Source organism: Corynebacterium marambiense, from assembly GCF_016342275.1.
GTDB classification, from domain to species: Bacteria; Actinomycetota; Actinomycetes; order Mycobacteriales; family Mycobacteriaceae; genus Corynebacterium; species Corynebacterium marambiense.
Genome location: NZ_JAEIOT010000004.1, coordinates 104,420 through 120,669 on the forward strand (window position 1 = coordinate 104,420; position 16,250 = coordinate 120,669).

The 16,250-nt window shown below is 66.3% G+C and carries 14 protein-coding genes; 6 read left to right on the forward strand and 8 right to left on the reverse strand.

Annotation, left to right across the window (positions count from 1 at the left end; all coding sequences use genetic code 11):
- Window positions 1-152: 152 nt before the first annotated feature.
- Genes JDV76_RS00535 through JDV76_RS00545 form a run of 3 tightly spaced genes read right to left on the reverse strand, consistent with a single transcriptional unit; the run spans window position 153 to window position 2,780 of the window.
- The gene (locus JDV76_RS00535) at window positions 153-665 is read right to left on the reverse strand and encodes a helix-turn-helix domain-containing protein (RefSeq protein WP_198734935.1); all 513 of its coding nucleotides are present in this window, start codon (window positions 663-665) and stop codon (window positions 153-155) included.
- Window positions 662-1,789 carry a serine hydrolase gene (locus JDV76_RS00540; RefSeq protein ID WP_198734936.1) on the reverse strand — a complete coding sequence of 376 codons (1,128 nt, stop codon included), beginning with the start codon at window positions 1,787-1,789 and terminating at the stop codon, window positions 662-664. The genes JDV76_RS00535 and JDV76_RS00540 overlap by 4 nt, the downstream gene beginning before the upstream one ends.
- Before the next feature lie 46 nt (window positions 1,790-1,835).
- Window positions 1,836-2,780, reverse strand: a complete 945-nt coding sequence (locus JDV76_RS00545) for a methionyl-tRNA formyltransferase (protein ID WP_198734937.1) — start codon at window positions 2,778-2,780, stop codon at window positions 1,836-1,838.
- Between the two features lie 239 nt (window positions 2,781-3,019).
- On the opposite strand from JDV76_RS00545, the gene JDV76_RS00550 reads away from it, so the two are divergent.
- From JDV76_RS00550 to JDV76_RS00575, 6 genes are read left to right on the forward strand one after another with little or no spacing between them, the layout of a single operon-like run.
- Window positions 3,020-3,760, forward strand: a complete 741-nt coding sequence (locus JDV76_RS00550) for an SDR family oxidoreductase (RefSeq protein WP_198734938.1) — start codon at window positions 3,020-3,022, stop codon at window positions 3,758-3,760.
- 45 nt (window positions 3,761-3,805) lie between these two features.
- Window positions 3,806-4,468, forward strand: a complete 663-nt coding sequence (locus JDV76_RS00555) for an isochorismatase family protein (RefSeq protein ID WP_198734939.1) — start codon at window positions 3,806-3,808, stop codon at window positions 4,466-4,468.
- A 2-nt stretch (window positions 4,469-4,470) separates the two neighbouring features.
- The gene (locus tag JDV76_RS00560) at window positions 4,471-5,589 is read left to right on the forward strand and encodes an isochorismate synthase (protein ID WP_198734940.1); all 1,119 of its coding nucleotides are present in this window, start codon (window positions 4,471-4,473) and stop codon (window positions 5,587-5,589) included.
- The gene (locus tag JDV76_RS00565; RefSeq protein WP_198734941.1) at window positions 5,573-7,219 is read left to right on the forward strand and encodes a (2,3-dihydroxybenzoyl)adenylate synthase; all 1,647 of its coding nucleotides are present in this window, start codon (window positions 5,573-5,575) and stop codon (window positions 7,217-7,219) included. Before JDV76_RS00560 ends, JDV76_RS00565 begins: the two co-directional genes overlap by 17 nt.
- Window positions 7,220-7,222: 3 nt before the next feature.
- Window positions 7,223-7,453, forward strand: a complete 231-nt coding sequence (locus JDV76_RS00570) for a phosphopantetheine-binding protein (RefSeq protein ID WP_198734942.1) — start codon at window positions 7,223-7,225, stop codon at window positions 7,451-7,453.
- 54 nt (window positions 7,454-7,507) lie between these two features.
- Window positions 7,508-11,467 carry a non-ribosomal peptide synthetase gene (locus JDV76_RS00575; protein ID WP_198734943.1) on the forward strand — a complete coding sequence of 1,320 codons (3,960 nt, stop codon included), beginning with the start codon at window positions 7,508-7,510 and terminating at the stop codon, window positions 11,465-11,467.
- A 95-nt stretch (window positions 11,468-11,562) separates the two neighbouring features.
- On the opposite strand, the gene rplE is transcribed toward JDV76_RS00575, so the two are convergent.
- The 5 genes from rplE to JDV76_RS00600 form a co-directional block, all read right to left on the reverse strand.
- The gene (rplE, locus tag JDV76_RS00580; protein ID WP_198734944.1) at window positions 11,563-12,132 is read right to left on the reverse strand and encodes a 50S ribosomal protein L5; all 570 of its coding nucleotides are present in this window, start codon (window positions 12,130-12,132) and stop codon (window positions 11,563-11,565) included.
- A gap of 2 nt (window positions 12,133-12,134) precedes the next feature.
- Window positions 12,135-12,449 (reverse strand): 50S ribosomal protein L24, encoded by a 315-nt coding sequence (gene rplX / locus JDV76_RS00585; RefSeq protein WP_198734945.1) that lies wholly within the window; start codon window positions 12,447-12,449, stop codon window positions 12,135-12,137.
- Window positions 12,450-12,818, reverse strand: a complete 369-nt coding sequence (rplN, locus tag JDV76_RS00590; RefSeq protein WP_198734946.1) for a 50S ribosomal protein L14 — start codon at window positions 12,816-12,818, stop codon at window positions 12,450-12,452.
- Window positions 12,819-13,175: 357 nt separating this feature from the next.
- Window positions 13,176-14,966: a siderophore-interacting protein gene (locus tag JDV76_RS00595; protein ID WP_198734947.1), complete on the reverse strand. Its 1,791-nt coding sequence runs from the start codon at window positions 14,964-14,966 to the stop codon at window positions 13,176-13,178.
- 132 nt (window positions 14,967-15,098) lie between these two features.
- The gene (locus JDV76_RS00600; protein WP_198734948.1) at window positions 15,099-16,199 is read right to left on the reverse strand and encodes a thioesterase domain-containing protein; all 1,101 of its coding nucleotides are present in this window, start codon (window positions 16,197-16,199) and stop codon (window positions 15,099-15,101) included.
- Window positions 16,200-16,250 lie beyond the last annotated feature (51 nt).

Here is a 16,250-nt window from a genome sequence, read left to right on the forward strand (position 1 = left end):
CACACTGAGCCATTGAACGCACCCCTCCAGCCAAAAACAAGCTGGCTGAACTGCGTATTTACCGATTCAGTGAAGATGACCAGCGGTATAACGGCAAAAGAAAAACACCCGGTGAAGCACCGGTGGCCCCGTTCGGGTTCCAGTGCATCGCGTTACTGGTCGGGTACCGTTCCGTCCCTGAACTCTCCGGCGACGTCACCGGCGGCCGCCAGCAGGATCAGCAGCGGCACGACTCGGGGGCCGGGTATCTGGTATTTTCCGTCCCCATCACGTGCCACGATTCCGGCGGACTGCAGGGGCTTGAGGTGATGGTAGAGCGGCCCGGGCGAGCTGTAGCCGAGGAGTTCCTGTAGTTGCCTGGCACTAGCTGGTTCGACGAGGAGTTCCCGGAGGATGATCAGCCGTACCGGACTGGACACTGCGGCCAAAACCTCCGCGATCCCGTCGCTCGGCACGGAACGCGCGGTCTCTGCGTCGAGGGTGATCGTCCAGCGGAGCTGACGTGGTGCGGTGAGTTCGCCGCTGTAGCGGACGGTTCCGGTGATCGCTCCGTCCCCGTCTGTGAGGGGCGGCTCCGGGGTTCCGGGATTCTCGAGTATCCGCACGCGCGACTCAAGGTCGGTGACGCGCTTCCGGAGGTCCGCGAGTTCCTGTGCTTCAGTCATTCTCCACAGGTTAGCTGTTCACGTATGTCGTGGGAGTCGACTGCCTGCAGCATCAGGTCCTGCCAGGCAAACGCAGCGAGTGCGTCCGTGTAGTCGGCTTCCGGGATCGCGGTGGAGATCAGGACCGCGACCGCCGGGGTTCCGTCCTCGCGGCGGATCTCCATGGCGTCGGCGAGAGCGCCGGGCAGGCTGCCGCCCTTGTGTCCGATCGCGGTATAGCCGGGTGCGGGGGTGTGTTCGAGGTGACGTCGTGCGATGTCCCCGGCTGGGCCGTGGTCGCCGGAGGCGAGTCGGGTGTAGACGGCCGCGAGGTCGCCGGCGGTGGCCATCGCGGTTCCGCGGAGGATGTCCCGCTGCTCGGAATATCCGGCCGGCGCGCGGTGGAGGATAGCGTCGGCCCATTCGGGGTCTTCGCGGTATCTGCGGGAGGCGGCGCCGGGGTCGTCGGCACCATCGGGGTCGAGGACGGCGAGCAGTGATCCGAGGTAGTTGGGGATGTGGGGGTTGTCCCATCCTGCTCTGGTGGCGGCGGTGGCGAGAGCGGGTGCTCCGAGTGTGTCAGTGAGCCAGTCCGCTGCGGCGTTGTCGGATTCGATGATGATCGCGCTGACGAGGTCGTCGAAGGTGACGGTGGCATCCGGGTCGGTGGCGACGGCGACTCCGGGAGCCGGTTCCCGCTTGTCGACGCCGAGTCGGGTCAGCGCTGCGGCGTGTGCCCCACCATCGAGTGGCAGGTAGAAGGACTCCCATTCGGAGACGGGAACCGGGGTGTCGGGGTCGATGGTGCCGTCGGTGACCGCGTCGGCGTAGGCGAGCAGGTGGATGATCTTCGCTGCGGATGCGATGTCGAGTGGGGTGTCGGTGTTCTTCCGCACGGTGTCCGGACCGTCGGGGGCGGTGGCGTCGGGGATGATGACGACTGCGGAGTCGTCCGGGTGGGCGGCGAGGTGTGCTACCCAGCCGGAGGATTCACTCAGGTCGGTGTCACCGTGGCGGCATGCGGTGGTGATGTGCCGGGCGGTGTCTCCCCCGTCTTCTGGTGGTGTCGGGGCGCAAGCCGCCAGGCCGAGGACACCGGACAGGATGGCTGCCGTGAGAGGTCGGGAGGCATGACGAAGTGACATAGATCTAGATTTCCAGAACTCTAGATCTATGTCAACGGCGGTATCGCTACCGTCCGGGAGTCAACCGCAGGTACATCCCCGGCCGAATGACCCTCCCGGGATTGTCGATGTCGGTTCCGTCCGCCAACCTGATGCGGTTGATCTGCACACCGTATTCACGCCCGGTATGAGCTGCGGGACCCGCGACGACGACGATGTGTTCACCATCGGTCACGACGCGCCCGGGCGTTCCACCGAACCGCATCGGACTGATCTCGACGTCGGTGAGGTAGATGAGCTGTTCACCCAGGTAGGCCCAGGCGTTGAAGAAGGGGTCGCAGCTCGCCCGGACCAGGTTGAACACCGCGCGAGCACCGAGGGAGAAGTCGATCCCGCAGTCGGCGGGGCGACGGCGGTGGAAGTAGGTCCACTGCTCCGGGTCCTGCGGGGTTGGGGCCTTTCCGGCGTCGAGGAAATCGAGGGAATCCTGCAGGACCGGGCCCACCAGGTCGAGGCACCGGTTGGTCAATGTCAGTGCATCGTCGGAATCCGTGACCCGGGTGGCGCGCTGCGCGACGACGGGGCCGGTGTCAAAGCCTTCCGCCATGAGGTGCCCGGTGACCCCGACCTCGGGCTCATCATTGATCAGCGCCCAGTTCGGGGCCCCGAAGCCCGCATACTTGGGGAGCAGGGAATCGTGGATGTTGAGGGTTCCCAGGCGCGGCGCGGCGTACACGTCCTCGGCGATCACCGACGTCCAGTTCGTCACCACCATCAAATCCGCCTCCGCTGCCCGGATGGCGTCGGCTGCCGCCCCGTCCAGACGTTTCGTCTCAACGACGGGAATGTCGCGTTCCCTGGCGAAGGCGGCGACATCCTCGTCCATTCCCGCATAGTAGGGGTCATCGATCGGCGGCTGGGTGCAGACGAGAACGATCTCGTGCCCACTGTCCGCGAGGGCCGTGATCGAACGATAGCCGAAGGTGGCAAAGCCGGTGAAAATAATGCGCATACCTGGGACGAACCCCTTTTTTCGAAGAAGTAGATGAGGAGAAGCTGAACGTCGGCAATAGTAACGGAGCCCAAACTTCGGGCACGACGGCGGGGTGTCCACCTCACTGTTGACAACACCGGCACGAAGCCTGTTAATTGTGTGGTGCCTAACCTAATTAACAGTGTTTCCCGGGTCACACCCCGAGACTCTCGGCACTACTGCACCACCCCTCTTCGCGAAAGGCGCCCCGCTCCGTCATGCCAGGGATCGAATGCCCGTCACAGTCATCATCCACCCTTCTCCATGTCCTGGTCACAGGTGCACGGGGTGGTGTCGGTTCCGCGGTGGTTGAGCACCTGCGGAACCTCGGACACCGGGTGAGCGCCTGGGACCTTCCGGAGTACGACGTGACCGACTCGGACTCCATCGTCGCTGCGATCACCGACCTCGATGACAGCGATCCACTCGATGCCCTCGTCCACACTCCCGGCGTCCTGCGACCGGATTCCGCCCTGAACCCCGACCCCGCTTCCCTGCGGTTCTCTCTGGAGGTCAACCTTCTCGGCACGGTCGCGGTCTGCGCTCCGGTCGCGCGCCGCTTCGTCGAACGTCGCGGCGGTTCCCTCGTAGTCGTCTCCTCGAACGCGGCAGCCGTGCCCCGAGCCGGGATGGCCGCCTACGGCGCGTCCAAAGCGGCCACGACCTCCTGGGTCCGCACTCTCGGCCTGGAGTGCGCCCCGCACGGGGTCCGGTGCAATGTCATCTCCCCCGGTTCCACCGACACGCCCATGCTGCGCGGTATGTGGCCTGAAGGCAGTGATCAGAGCGCGCAGGTGATAGCGGGAACTCCGGAGCAGTACCGTCTGGGGATCCCCCTGCAGCGGCTCGCCGATCCCTCCGACATCGCCGGAGCCTGCGCCTTCCTCATTTCTCCGGCCGCCCGGCACATCACGATGCACGACCTGCGTATCGACGGTGGCGCCACCCTCGACGCCTGATCCGAGCCCCTCTCCCCCACTCGCGGAAAGCAGAATCTCCCCCGTATGGCTATTCCCCTCATCGCGCCCTATCCTCTCTCGGCGGCCTGTCCCCCCGATGCTCCGGTTCCTGAACCCGTCGTCGACTGGAGTGTCGATCCCGGGCGCGCCGCCCTGCTTGTTCATGACATGCAGGCCTATTTCCTCGCTGCCTACGACCGTTCCCGGGAACCCGTCTCGACGATGATCCCGAACATCAGGGCGCTCATCGACGCCTTCGACGCGGCTGGGGCACCGGTGTTCTACTCGGTGCAGCCGCCCGTCCAGGCACCCGCCCGGCGCGGCCTGCTCACCGATTTCTGGGGCACCGGTATCGCGGACGCGGAAGAGGCTGCGGTGATTCCTGAGCTGGCTCCGCGAGCACACCACCATCTCATCACCAAATGGCGTTACTCCGCTTTCGAGCGGACGGATCTACGGCAGGCACTCTCCTTCGCCCGGCGCGATCAACTGGTGGTCACCGGGGTGTACGCGCACATGGGGTGCCAGGTGAGTGCGGCAGACGCATTCATGAATGACATTCAGCCTTTCCTCGTCGCCGATGCCGTCGCCGATTTCTCCGCGGAGGAGCACCGTTCTGCGGTGCAGTGGGTTGGCAGACGTGCCGGTGTCGCACTCCGGACGGGCGATGTTCTTGAGCAGTTCACCACACCGGGTAAAGGGGAGTGACCGTGCGCGAGTTTATTTTCTCCGATGGTGAATCGACCCTGACGGCGACCGGAATAGCACGGTTCTGGCCTAATCCGGGCGATGCGGTCGCAGCGTTGCGGACCGGGACGGTTCCGCTCATCGTCGGGGCACTCCCCTTCTATACGGCGGAGACTCCGGCGCTCTTCACCCCGGACCACTACCGGCATCATCTGGGCACCCCGGAGCTTCCCGACGGCCACATCCCCGCGCCGACGCGGATCGACGAGCACCCGAGCACCGAGCAACACGCCGAACGTGTCGCGTCCGCAGTCGCTGCGATCAAAGAGGGACAGGTCTCCAAGATCGTCCTGGCCCGACGGGAGACCTACCACTTCGACCGGGACGTCAACCCGGAGGTTCTGCTCTCACGGTTCATCGACGGGTCCGGAACCGGAACCGGGTATCTCGTGGATATCAGTGTCGCAGGACGTTCCCACCTCGGCGAAACCATCGTCGGTTCCAGCCCGGAACTGTTGATCCGGAAGCGCGGGAATCGCATCGAATCGCATCCGCTGGCGGGAACCGCACCGCGTTCCACGGACCCGGTGCAGGACGAGGCCCGGGCGACCGAGCTTCTGCTCTCCCCGAAGGATCTTGATGAGCACGCCTACGTGACCTCGGAGATCGACCGCGTCCTGCGCCCCTACTGCACCGAGCTCCACATTCCCCGCCGCCCCACGCTGACCCGCACCTCCCACACCTGGCACCTGGGCACCCCGATCACCGGCACGCTCGGCGACGGCCGGGTCTCGGTGCTGGAACTCGCCCTGGCGCTTCATCCGACGCCGGCTGTCGCCGGACACCCAACCAGCAGTGCCCTCGAACTCCTCCGGACCTACGAGCCGGAACGTGGGTTCTACGCCGGGACGGTCGGTTGGGCCGATGAACACGGCGACGGGGAATGGCGCGTCACGATCCGTAGCTGCGTCGTCGATTCCCGCGCCCACCAGATCCGCGCCCACGCAGGCGGCGGCATCGTCGCTACCTCCGTCCCGGACACCGAGGTCCGGGAGACGAGGACGAAGTTCGGCCCGCTCCGCGCGGCACTCGGAATCCACTCCACCCCTGAACCGAAGGCACGACATGTCCGAACACACTGACAGCACCGCGCTCTATCCCGCTGCGGACGTCGCCGCCTGGCGCGCCGCCGGGTACTGGAACGACGACACTTTCGCCACCTTCCTGCGGGAGGCGGCCGCACGCTTCGGTGACAACGAGGCCGTCGTCGGGCATGATCTGCACGGCGTCAACCACCGGCTGAGTTACCGTGAGCTGAGCACCGCCGCCGACGCCACCGCCCGCAGGCTCCGGGCTCTCGGCATCACCCGGGGAGACTTCGTCGTCGTTCAGCTTCCCAACACCACGGAGTTCCTGCCCACCATCTTCGCGCTCTTCCACCTCGGAGCGCGTCCCGTCTTCGCCCTGCCCGCTCATCGCGCCGCCGAACTCAGACATTTCCTGGCCAGCACGAACGCCGCGGCTTGGATCGCACCCGGCAGCCACAACGGCTTCGACTACCGGGACCTGGCCCGCGAGGTGCTACCGGCGCTGCCGAACCCGGTGCAGGTGATCATCGCCGGGCCCGACCCTGCGGAGTTTGCCTCCCTCGGCGGTGATCCGGTGGCCGATCTTCCGGCCCCCGCACCGGTGGCGCCGGAGGAACTGGCGTTCCTCCAGGTCTCCGGGGGAAGCACCGGCATCCCGAAACTGATCCCCCGCACCCACGCCGACTATCTCTATTCGGTGCGGGAGTCCGCCCGGATCTGTCAGCTCAGTACCGCTACCCGGATGCTCGTCGTCCTTCCGGTCTCGCACAACTTCACCATGAGTTCTCCCGGTGTGCTCGGTGTGCTGTGGGCCGGGGGCACCGTGATCCTCACCGAGGACCCGACACCAACCTCGGTGTTCCACCTCATCGACGCCGAGAAGGTCACCATGACCGCAGCGGTTCCGCCTCTGGCGATGACCTGGCTGGCTCTGCGCCCGAGGATTGACGCCCACCTCGACACACTGGAGGTACTGCAGGTCGGAGGGGCGAAGTTCCCCGCCGAAGCGGCCCGGAAGGTCACCCCGGTCCTCGGGTGTCGGCTCCAGCAGGTGTTCGGGATGGCGGAAGGGCTGGTTAACTACACCCGCGCCGACGATCCCGAAGACGTGGTCACGGGAACCCAGGGTCGGCCCATCTCCCCGGCCGATGAGATCCTCATTCTCGACGACGAGGGACACCCGGTCCCCGAGGGCGAATCCGGCCATCTGCTCACCCGTGGCCCGTACACGATCCGCAGCTACTTCAACGGTGCCGATCCCGGCGCGTTCACCGACGACGGCTTCTACCGCACCGGTGACATCGTCCGCCGACTCCCCACCGGGCATCTCATCGTCGAGGGCCGCGACAAGGACCACATCAACCGGGGTGGCGAGAAAATCTCCGCGGAGGAGGTGGAGAACCATCTCATCGCGCACCCCGACATCATCGATGCCGCCCTCGTCGCAATCCCCGACGACTACCTCGGGGAACGGTCCTGCGCCTGGATCATCAGCGACACGCCACCCACCGCCACGGAGATCCGGGAATTTCTCACCCGCCGTGGGCTCGCCGCCTACAAACTGCCGGACCGCTTCGAGTTCGAATCCTCCTTCCCACTGACAGGCGTGGGAAAGATCAGTCGGAAGGCACTCCGCCGCCGCCTCGCCGCCACCCTCACCACCGACACCAGCAAGGATGATTAATCCATGAGCGACACCCCCGCACTCACCGGAACCCGCATCATCGAGGACACCGCCGACATTCTCGGAATCACCCCGGACACCCTCGATCCGCACGCACCACTCGTGGAACAGGGACTCGATTCACTGCGCGCCGTGACCCTCGTCGAGACCTGGCGCGCCGACGGCGCCACGGTCGACTTCCACGAGATCATGTCCCTGCAGACCCTCGACGAATGGATCACCGCACTCACCTGAGACAGGCCGCGAACACGCCTTCCACGCCGCCATCCCCGCCGAGGAGCATCACCCATGACCACCAGCACAGCCGTCCATGACATGGGTCCGGGACAGGCCGCCATCTGGTTCGCCCAGGCCGCCGACCCCGGCGGGACGACATTTCAGTGCGCCGAACTCATCGAGTTTGACGCGGAGATCGACCTCGAACTTCTGGCGGACACCATCCGCGACTGCCTCTCCACACTCGAACCGTTCCGCTGCCGGTTCCTCCGCACCACCTCAGGAACACTGCGCGCCGAAACCGACCCGCGGTGGGAACCTGCGTCAATAAGCATCATCACCGGCACTCTCGACGCCGACACGGACATCGACGAGTGGGCCAGCCGTACCATCGCCGTACCCGCCATGACCCGCGGGGACGAGATCTCCGGCACCGAACTCACCGGACATCACCTGATGCAGCGAGCGAACGGCCGCCCGTTGTGGTTGGCCCGCTTCCACCACATCCTCGCCGACGGATACGCCATCGGCGCGCTCATCCGCTGGATCGCGGCCTGCTACACGGCACGCGCCACGGGCGGCGACGCCCCGCAACCGCCGTTCAGCGACCACTGGGCCACCACGCACCCGGGCCCCGGTGACGATGACCTCGCCTTCTGGCGGGATCCGGCGCGGGTAGCCGCCGAGAATCCGCCCACGATTCTCCCCGCGGACGGTCGGGGACCGGCACGCCCACTGCGTTCCCACGCCACCATCGACCATGACGCCCGCGTCGCGCTCCGCGCCCTCACCCGCACGATGCGCGTGACCGAGCTGGACGCCCTCGCCGCCGTCACCGCGCACTACACGGCGGCCGTCACCGGATCCGCAGACATCACCCTCGGTATCCCCCTGATGAACCGTCCGATGGGCAGCCGCAGCATCGACTTCGTCCCCGCCGTCAATCTGCTCCCGCTCCGCCTCGACACCGCGGACCTGCGCGCGCGGTTCGTGGACACCGTCACCGCGACTGGCGCGGCGCTCGCGGAACTCCGGTCACACGGGACGCTGCGCGGCGAGGAACTCCGCAGACTACTGCGCATCAGCGACCCCGCACACCGGATGACCGGGCCGACCATCAACCTGCGCCCCTTCACCCCGACATTCCGGTTCAACGGGGTGCGCGGCGAGTTGACCACTCTCTCCGTCGGCCCGGTCGCCGATGTCGAGCTGATCTTCCAGTCCGAGGACGACGGCAGCATGACCCTGCACTCCCTCGCCCACGGCACTCCGGCACAACAACAGCAGCTCGACGCACACACCCGGCGGCTCGCGCTCCTGGTCAACCAATTGGCCCACGTCGATCCCGCCGACATCACCGCCGATGATGGCGCCTTCAGCCTCGGTGATCTGGACCTCATCGACGCCGACGAACGCCGAATCCTACTGGAGGAATTCAACGGAACAACACACCCGATCACGCTCCCCGACGGTGTCGACCCCACCCTCCACGCACTGATCCACGCACGGCGCACCGCCGACCTGACCACCAGGCCCACCGAACCGGCCCTGTGGTGGAACGGGCAGTGGATCACCCGGGAGGAATTCTGGGCCGACGTCGACGGCCTGGCCGCGGTCCTCCACGAGCACGGCGCCGCACCAGGAACAACCGTCGCGCTGCAGCTCACCCGTTCGCCCGCACTATGCACCGCAATTGCCGCGACCGCACTCACTGGGGCCGCGTGGCTGCCCCTCGATCCCGCACTTCCCGAACAACGACGCCGGGATATGCTCGCCACCGCAGACCCACACCTTCTCATCACCGGGCGCACGACCGGAACACCGACACCGGAACTGAGCCCGATCATCGAACTCGATGAAACGGTGCTGCGCCCCGCACCTGCCGCACCACCCCAGTGGGACCCCGCCCCGGCCCCGCACGCAACAGCCCGGGACACCGTCTACATTCTGTTCACCTCGGGCTCCACCGGAACCCCCAAAGGCGTCGCTGTGCCGCAGGAGGGAATCCTCAACCGCCTCGCGTGGATGGCGGATTACTACGGCATCGGGGAGAACGACACCCTGATCCAGAAGACCCCGGCCTCCTTCGACGTATCCGGGTGGGAATTCCTCCTTCCGCTCACCCACGGCCCGAGACTCGTGGTGCCCGCACCGGATGCCCACCGCGATCCCGGTGAGCTGCTTCCGGTCCTCCGGGAGACGGGAACCACGATCTGTCACTTCGTCCCCTCAGCTCTCGACGCGTTCCTCCGGTGGCACACCGGGAGCATCGACCTCCCAGCACTCCGAGCCATCATCACCTCCGGCGAGGCGCTGCCCGCTCGTACCGCATCGACCTGCCGCGAGCGCCTCGGGGTCGAGGTGCACAATCTCTACGGACCGACCGAAGCCTCCATCGATGTCACGGCGCACACGGTGCGCCCCGGTGAAACGACCATCCCGATCGGTGCCCCGGTGTGGAACACCCGAACCCATGTCCTCGACCCGATCGGCAGGCTACTCCCCATCGGCGCCCCCGGCAGGCTCTTCCTCGCCGGGGTCCAGGTCGCCACCGGGTACGTCGGCCGCCCGGATCTGAGCGCCGAGCGTTTCACCGAAGACCCGTTCCATCCCGGCGAACGGATGTACGATTCCGGGGACATCGCGCAGTGGCGTGACGACGGCGAGCTACTCTACCTCGGGCGCGCCGACAACCAGGTGAAACTCCGTGGGCAACGACTCGAACCGGGCGAGATCGAAGAGGTTCTCTCAGCACACCCCGACATCGCCGCGAGCGCGGTTCTGGTGCGGCCGCTCCCCGGCTCCGGGGAGGATGCGCTCATCGCGTGGATCGTTCCCCGCGACCACTCCGCACCACCGGACACCGACTCCGTCCTGGAGCACGCCCGCAGTCGGCTTCCCGCCTACATGATCCCGTCCGCCGTGGTCACCGTGGATGTTCTCCCGATGACCACCAACGGGAAACTCGATATCCGGGCGCTCCCCGATCCCCCTGCCGTGGACTCAGACGCCGACGACGATCCCGCCGTCGGCCCGCTGGAGGAATCCCTGCTCGACGCCTTCCGGGAGGTGCTGGGGATCCGGCCCGGAGCCCGGGCCAACTTCTTCGATCTGGGGGGAACCTCACTCAGCGCGGTCCGACTCGCCCAAGTGCTCCGGGAGCGGACCGGTCTGGACCTCAACGTGTCCGATGTGTTCGCGGCCCCGTCGATCCGCGCCCTGTCCGCCCACCTCACCGCCCGTGGCGATCACGACTCCGGATCAGCCGGGTTCCGGCCTCTGCTGGCGTTGCGCCCGCACCGCGCCGGGGTCCCCGTATTCTGCTTCCACCCTGCGGGCGGCATCGGCTGGTCCTACGCCCGTCTCATCCCCTTCCTCGACAGCGGCCGAGGCGTGTTCGCGGTCCAGTCCCCGGGCCTGGTTCCCGACGGTCCCCCGATGGTCGCATCCATCGTTGCGGCCGCTGAACGTGCCGCGACGGACATCCTGGCGCTCTGCGCCGAACAGGACATCACCGACGTCGAGCTCGTCGGCTGGTCAGTGGGGGGTGTACTGGCCCAGGCGTGTGCGGTCCGGCTCGCCGACACCGGTATCCGGGTACGGCACCTCGTCCTCCTCGACGCCTACCCCGCCGAGCTCTGGCGCGGCAAACCCGCCCCCGACGACCAGGAGCGGCTCCGCGGCGTTCTCGTGATGGCTGGGCAGGATCCGGACGATTACGGCGAGCTCGACACCGCCACCGTCGTCGCCGCACTACGCGCCGCGCCCGGGGCGTTCAGCGCGCTCCCCGATTCCGTGCTCTCCTCCGTCACCACCATGATCGGGCACAACGCCCGCATCATGCGGGAGCACCGCACGATCCCGTGGTCGGGAACCATCGACATGTTCCGCGCCGAACTCAACCCGGAGCACATGGACGAAGGGACGTGGCGACCGTTCTGCGGTGACCTTCGTGTCCATCGGATGCAGACCACGCATCCGGGCATGGTGTCACCCGAGGTGTTTGCCCGGGTCGCTGATCTCATTCAATGACCCGGTGCGTGTGCACCGGCGCCGCATCCACAATGACGAAAGGCCGCCCTCCCCGAGGTTCGGGGAGGGCGGCCTTGTCGGCGGGCTGACGGAGACTAGCGCTCCTGGCCCGGCTTCTTGAAGGGGAAGCCCAGCTCGCGGAGCAGGGCACGGCCTTCATCGTTGTTCGTTGCCGTGGTGACGACGGTGATGTCCATACCACGGGGACGGTCAACCTTGTCCACGTCGATCTCGTAGAACATGGTCTGCTCCGTGAGGCCGAACGTGTAGTTGCCGTGGCCGTCGAACTGCTGATCCGACAGTCCGCGGAAGTCGCGGATACGGGGCAGGGCGACGGTCAGCAGGCGGTCCAGGAACTCCCACATGCGGTCACCGCGGAGGGTGACGCGGGCGCCGATGGGCATGCCCTCACGCAGTTTGAAGTTGGCGATGGACTTCTTGGACCGACGGATCTCCGGCTTCTGACCGGTGATCAGGGTGAGGTCCTCGAGTGCGCCGTTGATGAGCTTGGCGTCACGGGCGGCGTCGCCGACGCCCATGTTGACGACAACCTTGACGACGCCGGGGATCTGCATGACGTTGTCGTAGTTGAACTCTTCAGACAGCGCGGTGCGGATGTCCTCGCGGTAGCGGGTCTTCAGACGCGGGGTGTAGTTCTCGCTCATGTTCAGATGTCCTTCCCGTTGCGTCGGGAGATGCGCACGCGCTTGCCGTTCTCATCGACACGGTAGCCGACGCGGGTCGGGTTTCCGTCGGAATCGATGACCATGACGTTGGAGACATGGATCGGCGCTTCCTGGGTGACGATGCCACCGGACTCGGCGCCACGCTCGGGCGCGGAGTTCGCGACGTGCTTCTTGATGCGGTTGACTCCCTCGACCAGGACCTTGGAACGCTTCGGGTAGGCCTCGATGACCTTGCCGCGTGCGCCCTTGTCCGGACCGGAGATGACGAGGACGTTATCGCCCTTGTGGATCTTCATTTAGATTACCTCCGGTGCCAGCGAGACGATCTTCATGAACTTCTTCTCACGGAGTTCACGTGCGACGGGGCCGAAGATACGGGTACCGCGCGGATCGCTGTCGTTCTTGATGATGACGGCTGCGTTCTCGTCGAAACGAATGTAGGAGCCGTCCGGACGACGGGTCTCCTTCTTCGTGCGCACGATGACGGCCTTGACGATTTCGCCGGCCTTCACGTTGCCGCCGGGAGTGGCTTCCTTGACGGTGGCGACGATGACGTCACCGATACCGCCGAAGCGTCGGGTGGAGCCACCGAGAACGCGGATGCACAGAATCTCCCGTGCACCAGTGTTGTCGGCGACCCGCAGACGCGATTCCTGCTGAATCACTATGGGTCTCCTGACCTGGATTTCAATGTGCGCCGGATTTCCGACCCGGACACACGCGGTCTGATGTACTTGCACGGCCGCTGACGCTCCGGGAAGAACCCGGTGAAGGCGACGAACACCGTACATGAGCAAGCACCGGCCAACCGGACACAGTCCGCCCGGCAGTACCTGCGATGTCGAAGGGTCTCGGCCCGCGCTCGGAAACGCACGGCGAGCCGACCCACGTCAGCGACCGAATTATTGAACCATACCGGACGAATTGCGGCAACCTCATCCCCCTGCCCCGCGGTCCAGGAACACGGGCGGAATACCAGGCAGACGCACTGGAAAGGGACGCTCTCTCCGATTCGGCCTCGGTTACCGTCGAGTGGCCGTGATCCGCCAGAAACCCCACCCGGCGGGTTCCGCAGCGTCGAGAACATAGCCGGCCCGCCCGAGCGTGTCCCGGATGTCCCGGCGGGTCGGGACCGACGCCCCGGAGACACACAGGCGGATGAGATCGGCCTCGTAATCCTCCGCGTCCCCGGCGCTCTCCTCCAGTTGCTGTGTCACCAGGACCAACCTCGGAACCCCGGTGGCGGCGAGCAGATCAGCAACGTCACCCGGGAGCGTACGGGCGAACGGGTCCACCACAACCAGCGTATCGACGCCCGAGACCTGCTCACCCGGCGCGTAACCGCGGCGGACGACCCCGTCGGCGCGCTGCACATCCGGCTCCCCCGCCGCGCACAGGCACACCACGGAGACATCCGTTCGGCGGTGCGCGCACTCCTCCGCATATGACGCTGCGGCGGCCCCCATGAAGCCGACCACCGGCCGACGGTCGCCGTCCGCCCGGAGGTCGAGCGCCGCTATCACGGCGGGCGCCGTCCACGCGGCCGCTGCCGCCTGCTGACTGCCCACTACCCGGGACACCGTTCCCGCGACGTCGAGGCCCCCCGCGTCCGCCCGGGCACCGAGGTCAACCGCACCACCGCTGCACACTGCTGCGTCGAGACGCAGAAACGCCAACAGCTTCACCAGCCCCGGACCCGCGAGCATCTGCACCGTACTCGATTCCGGGTCAGCGAGTTCCCGGCCCATCGCCGTCAACCGGACACCGGTGACCACTGGGCCATCTTCCTGCGTTTCAACGACGAGCCGAAGCAGCGCCTGCGATTCGAGGTACCGGAGGAAACGCACCGTGATCGACTCATCCATGCCGGTCGCGGCAGCGAGCGCCGCCGGGGTGTCATGACCGGCCCCAACCGCCGTGAAGATTCCGGTCCGCACCGCCGCCCGGAGCGCCAGCCCACCGGAGACATCCGCGAGGCGGGCCAACGCCCGCACCGGGGCGGCCCCGCCACCGTCGTCCTCGGCCTGCTCACGCCAGTAGCCGGTCAGTTCCCGATCCGCCGGATCAACATCATGGTCCTTGATGACCTGGCGCATCGCCCGCAGTTGTCCCGCTTCCCCGGCACACCACACGTAGACGCGACCCTCCGGCCAGTCCATCTTGGCGAATTCCTCGGCGAGATCCCCACCATCGGCACGGACTATCCAGCGCAGATCCACTGCGGCGGTGCTGTCGAGCTGCTGGATATGACACTGCTCCGCAACCTCCACGAGCACGGTCACGGACGCGGACGCAGGCAGCTCCTCGAGACAGCGGCCGATCGCCGGAAGCGCCGTAGCATCCCCCACCAGGACGAGGTGATCCGTGTGGGTCGGCAACACACCGCACCGTTTCGGCCCCGCGACCCAGACCTTCGCCCCAGGTGCCGCGGACAACGCCCAGCCCTCCGCGAGGCCGTGGCCGTGGCGGGCGAAATCGATGGAGACCTCACCTTCGTCGGCATCGAAGTGCCGCACGGTGTAGGTCCGGAAAAGGCGGTTCACCTCTTCATTCCACTGGAGCCTCCCGTCGCCCGTCGGCGGCGGGTACGGCCGCGATCCGGTGACGGGGTCGGGGAAGATGATGCGCACATCATCATCGAATCCATCGCTGATGAACGCGGGAACGTCATGCCCGTCACGGACGTGCGACCGAAGACCCGGTCCACCGAGAACCACCCGACGCATTCCGGGCGTGACATCCTCCGTCCGGATCACCTCGAGCTCCCGGATGCTAATCGGATAGATGTCGTGGTGTCGGCTGCTCCGCGCCATATGGGTACGACCCTTCCAAAAAGTGGGTAATAAGGTTAGGAAACCCTCATTCTACCCAACATGTAAAGGAGCGAACAAAGTTACCTCTTGCTCTTTCCACCGCCCCCGGAATTCCCCGGAAGGAACCTCCGCTCACCGGGCGAGATGACGCTCGATCACCGGCGCCATCGATTCCCACGCCTGAAGGGAGCTCATCGCGAGGTGGGCGCTGTCCACGGTGTGTGAACTGACCGGCTCCACACCGTCCAGGTCCTCCCAGGCCTTCAGCGGCTCCCAATTCAGGCCCGCCATATCCGTCGTGTCCCCGGCCCGGAGAACAAGCACCGGCCCCGTATAGGGCGAACGGGTGGCGGTCATGTGAATCATGAAACACCTCCCGGAGGCATCCTTCATGGCGTCGATCTCCTCATCAGAGAAGTTCGGGGCGTCCGCCGCCCGGATCATCTCTCCGATCAGTGCGTCATCGAAGTGCTCCAGAACCGCGAGAATGTCACCGAACCCACCGTCTCCCGGAAGCTCGGGGATCTCTTCATCCGGCTTATGGTGACGAATGAAGGTGTCCAACGCCGCAGCCAGACCGTTCGGGGTGTCCGGAGATATTCCAGACGGGTACGCATCTATGACACCGAGGAACTCGATGACCTCGCCATCCTGCTGCAGCATCCCCGCGATGGTGTGCGCGAGGGCGCCCCCGGACGAGTACCCGAGAAGCCGGTACGGTCCCTCGGGCTGTACCTGACGCACGAGGTCGAGATAGTAACGGCACAGCGCATCATGATCGAGGCCGATCGACAACGTGGTCTCCGCATCCGGTAGCTGCACACCGATCACCCGATAGTCCCCCTCGAGCAGCCCCGCCAGAGGAGCGTAGCTCCAGGCAAGCCCGACGACGGCATGGAAACAGAAGATCGGGGCGCCGCCGCCACCGGAAAAATCAACCAACACGCCCTCACCCGGCAACTGGACACGCGGTGCGGCACCATCCCCGTCAGAAGCGGTGACGGCGGCGGCGATGGCTTCCGGGGTGCGGTGGGTGAGGATCGTGTCAACACCCACGTCGAGCCCGGCACGCCGCAACCTGCCGAGCAACTTCATCGCGGACAGCGAGTGTCCCCCGCATGCGAAGAAGTCATCACTTGGCACAAGGTCGGTTCCGGTCAGTTCGCTCATGTGCCGGGCGATGAGCTCCGTGGCCTCCGCGCGATCCGGAATGGCACTGGAATTCTTGGTCATGATGCAGGAGGCTCCTTGGAGATGTGCTGTGCGGGACAACGTCGAAAAAGG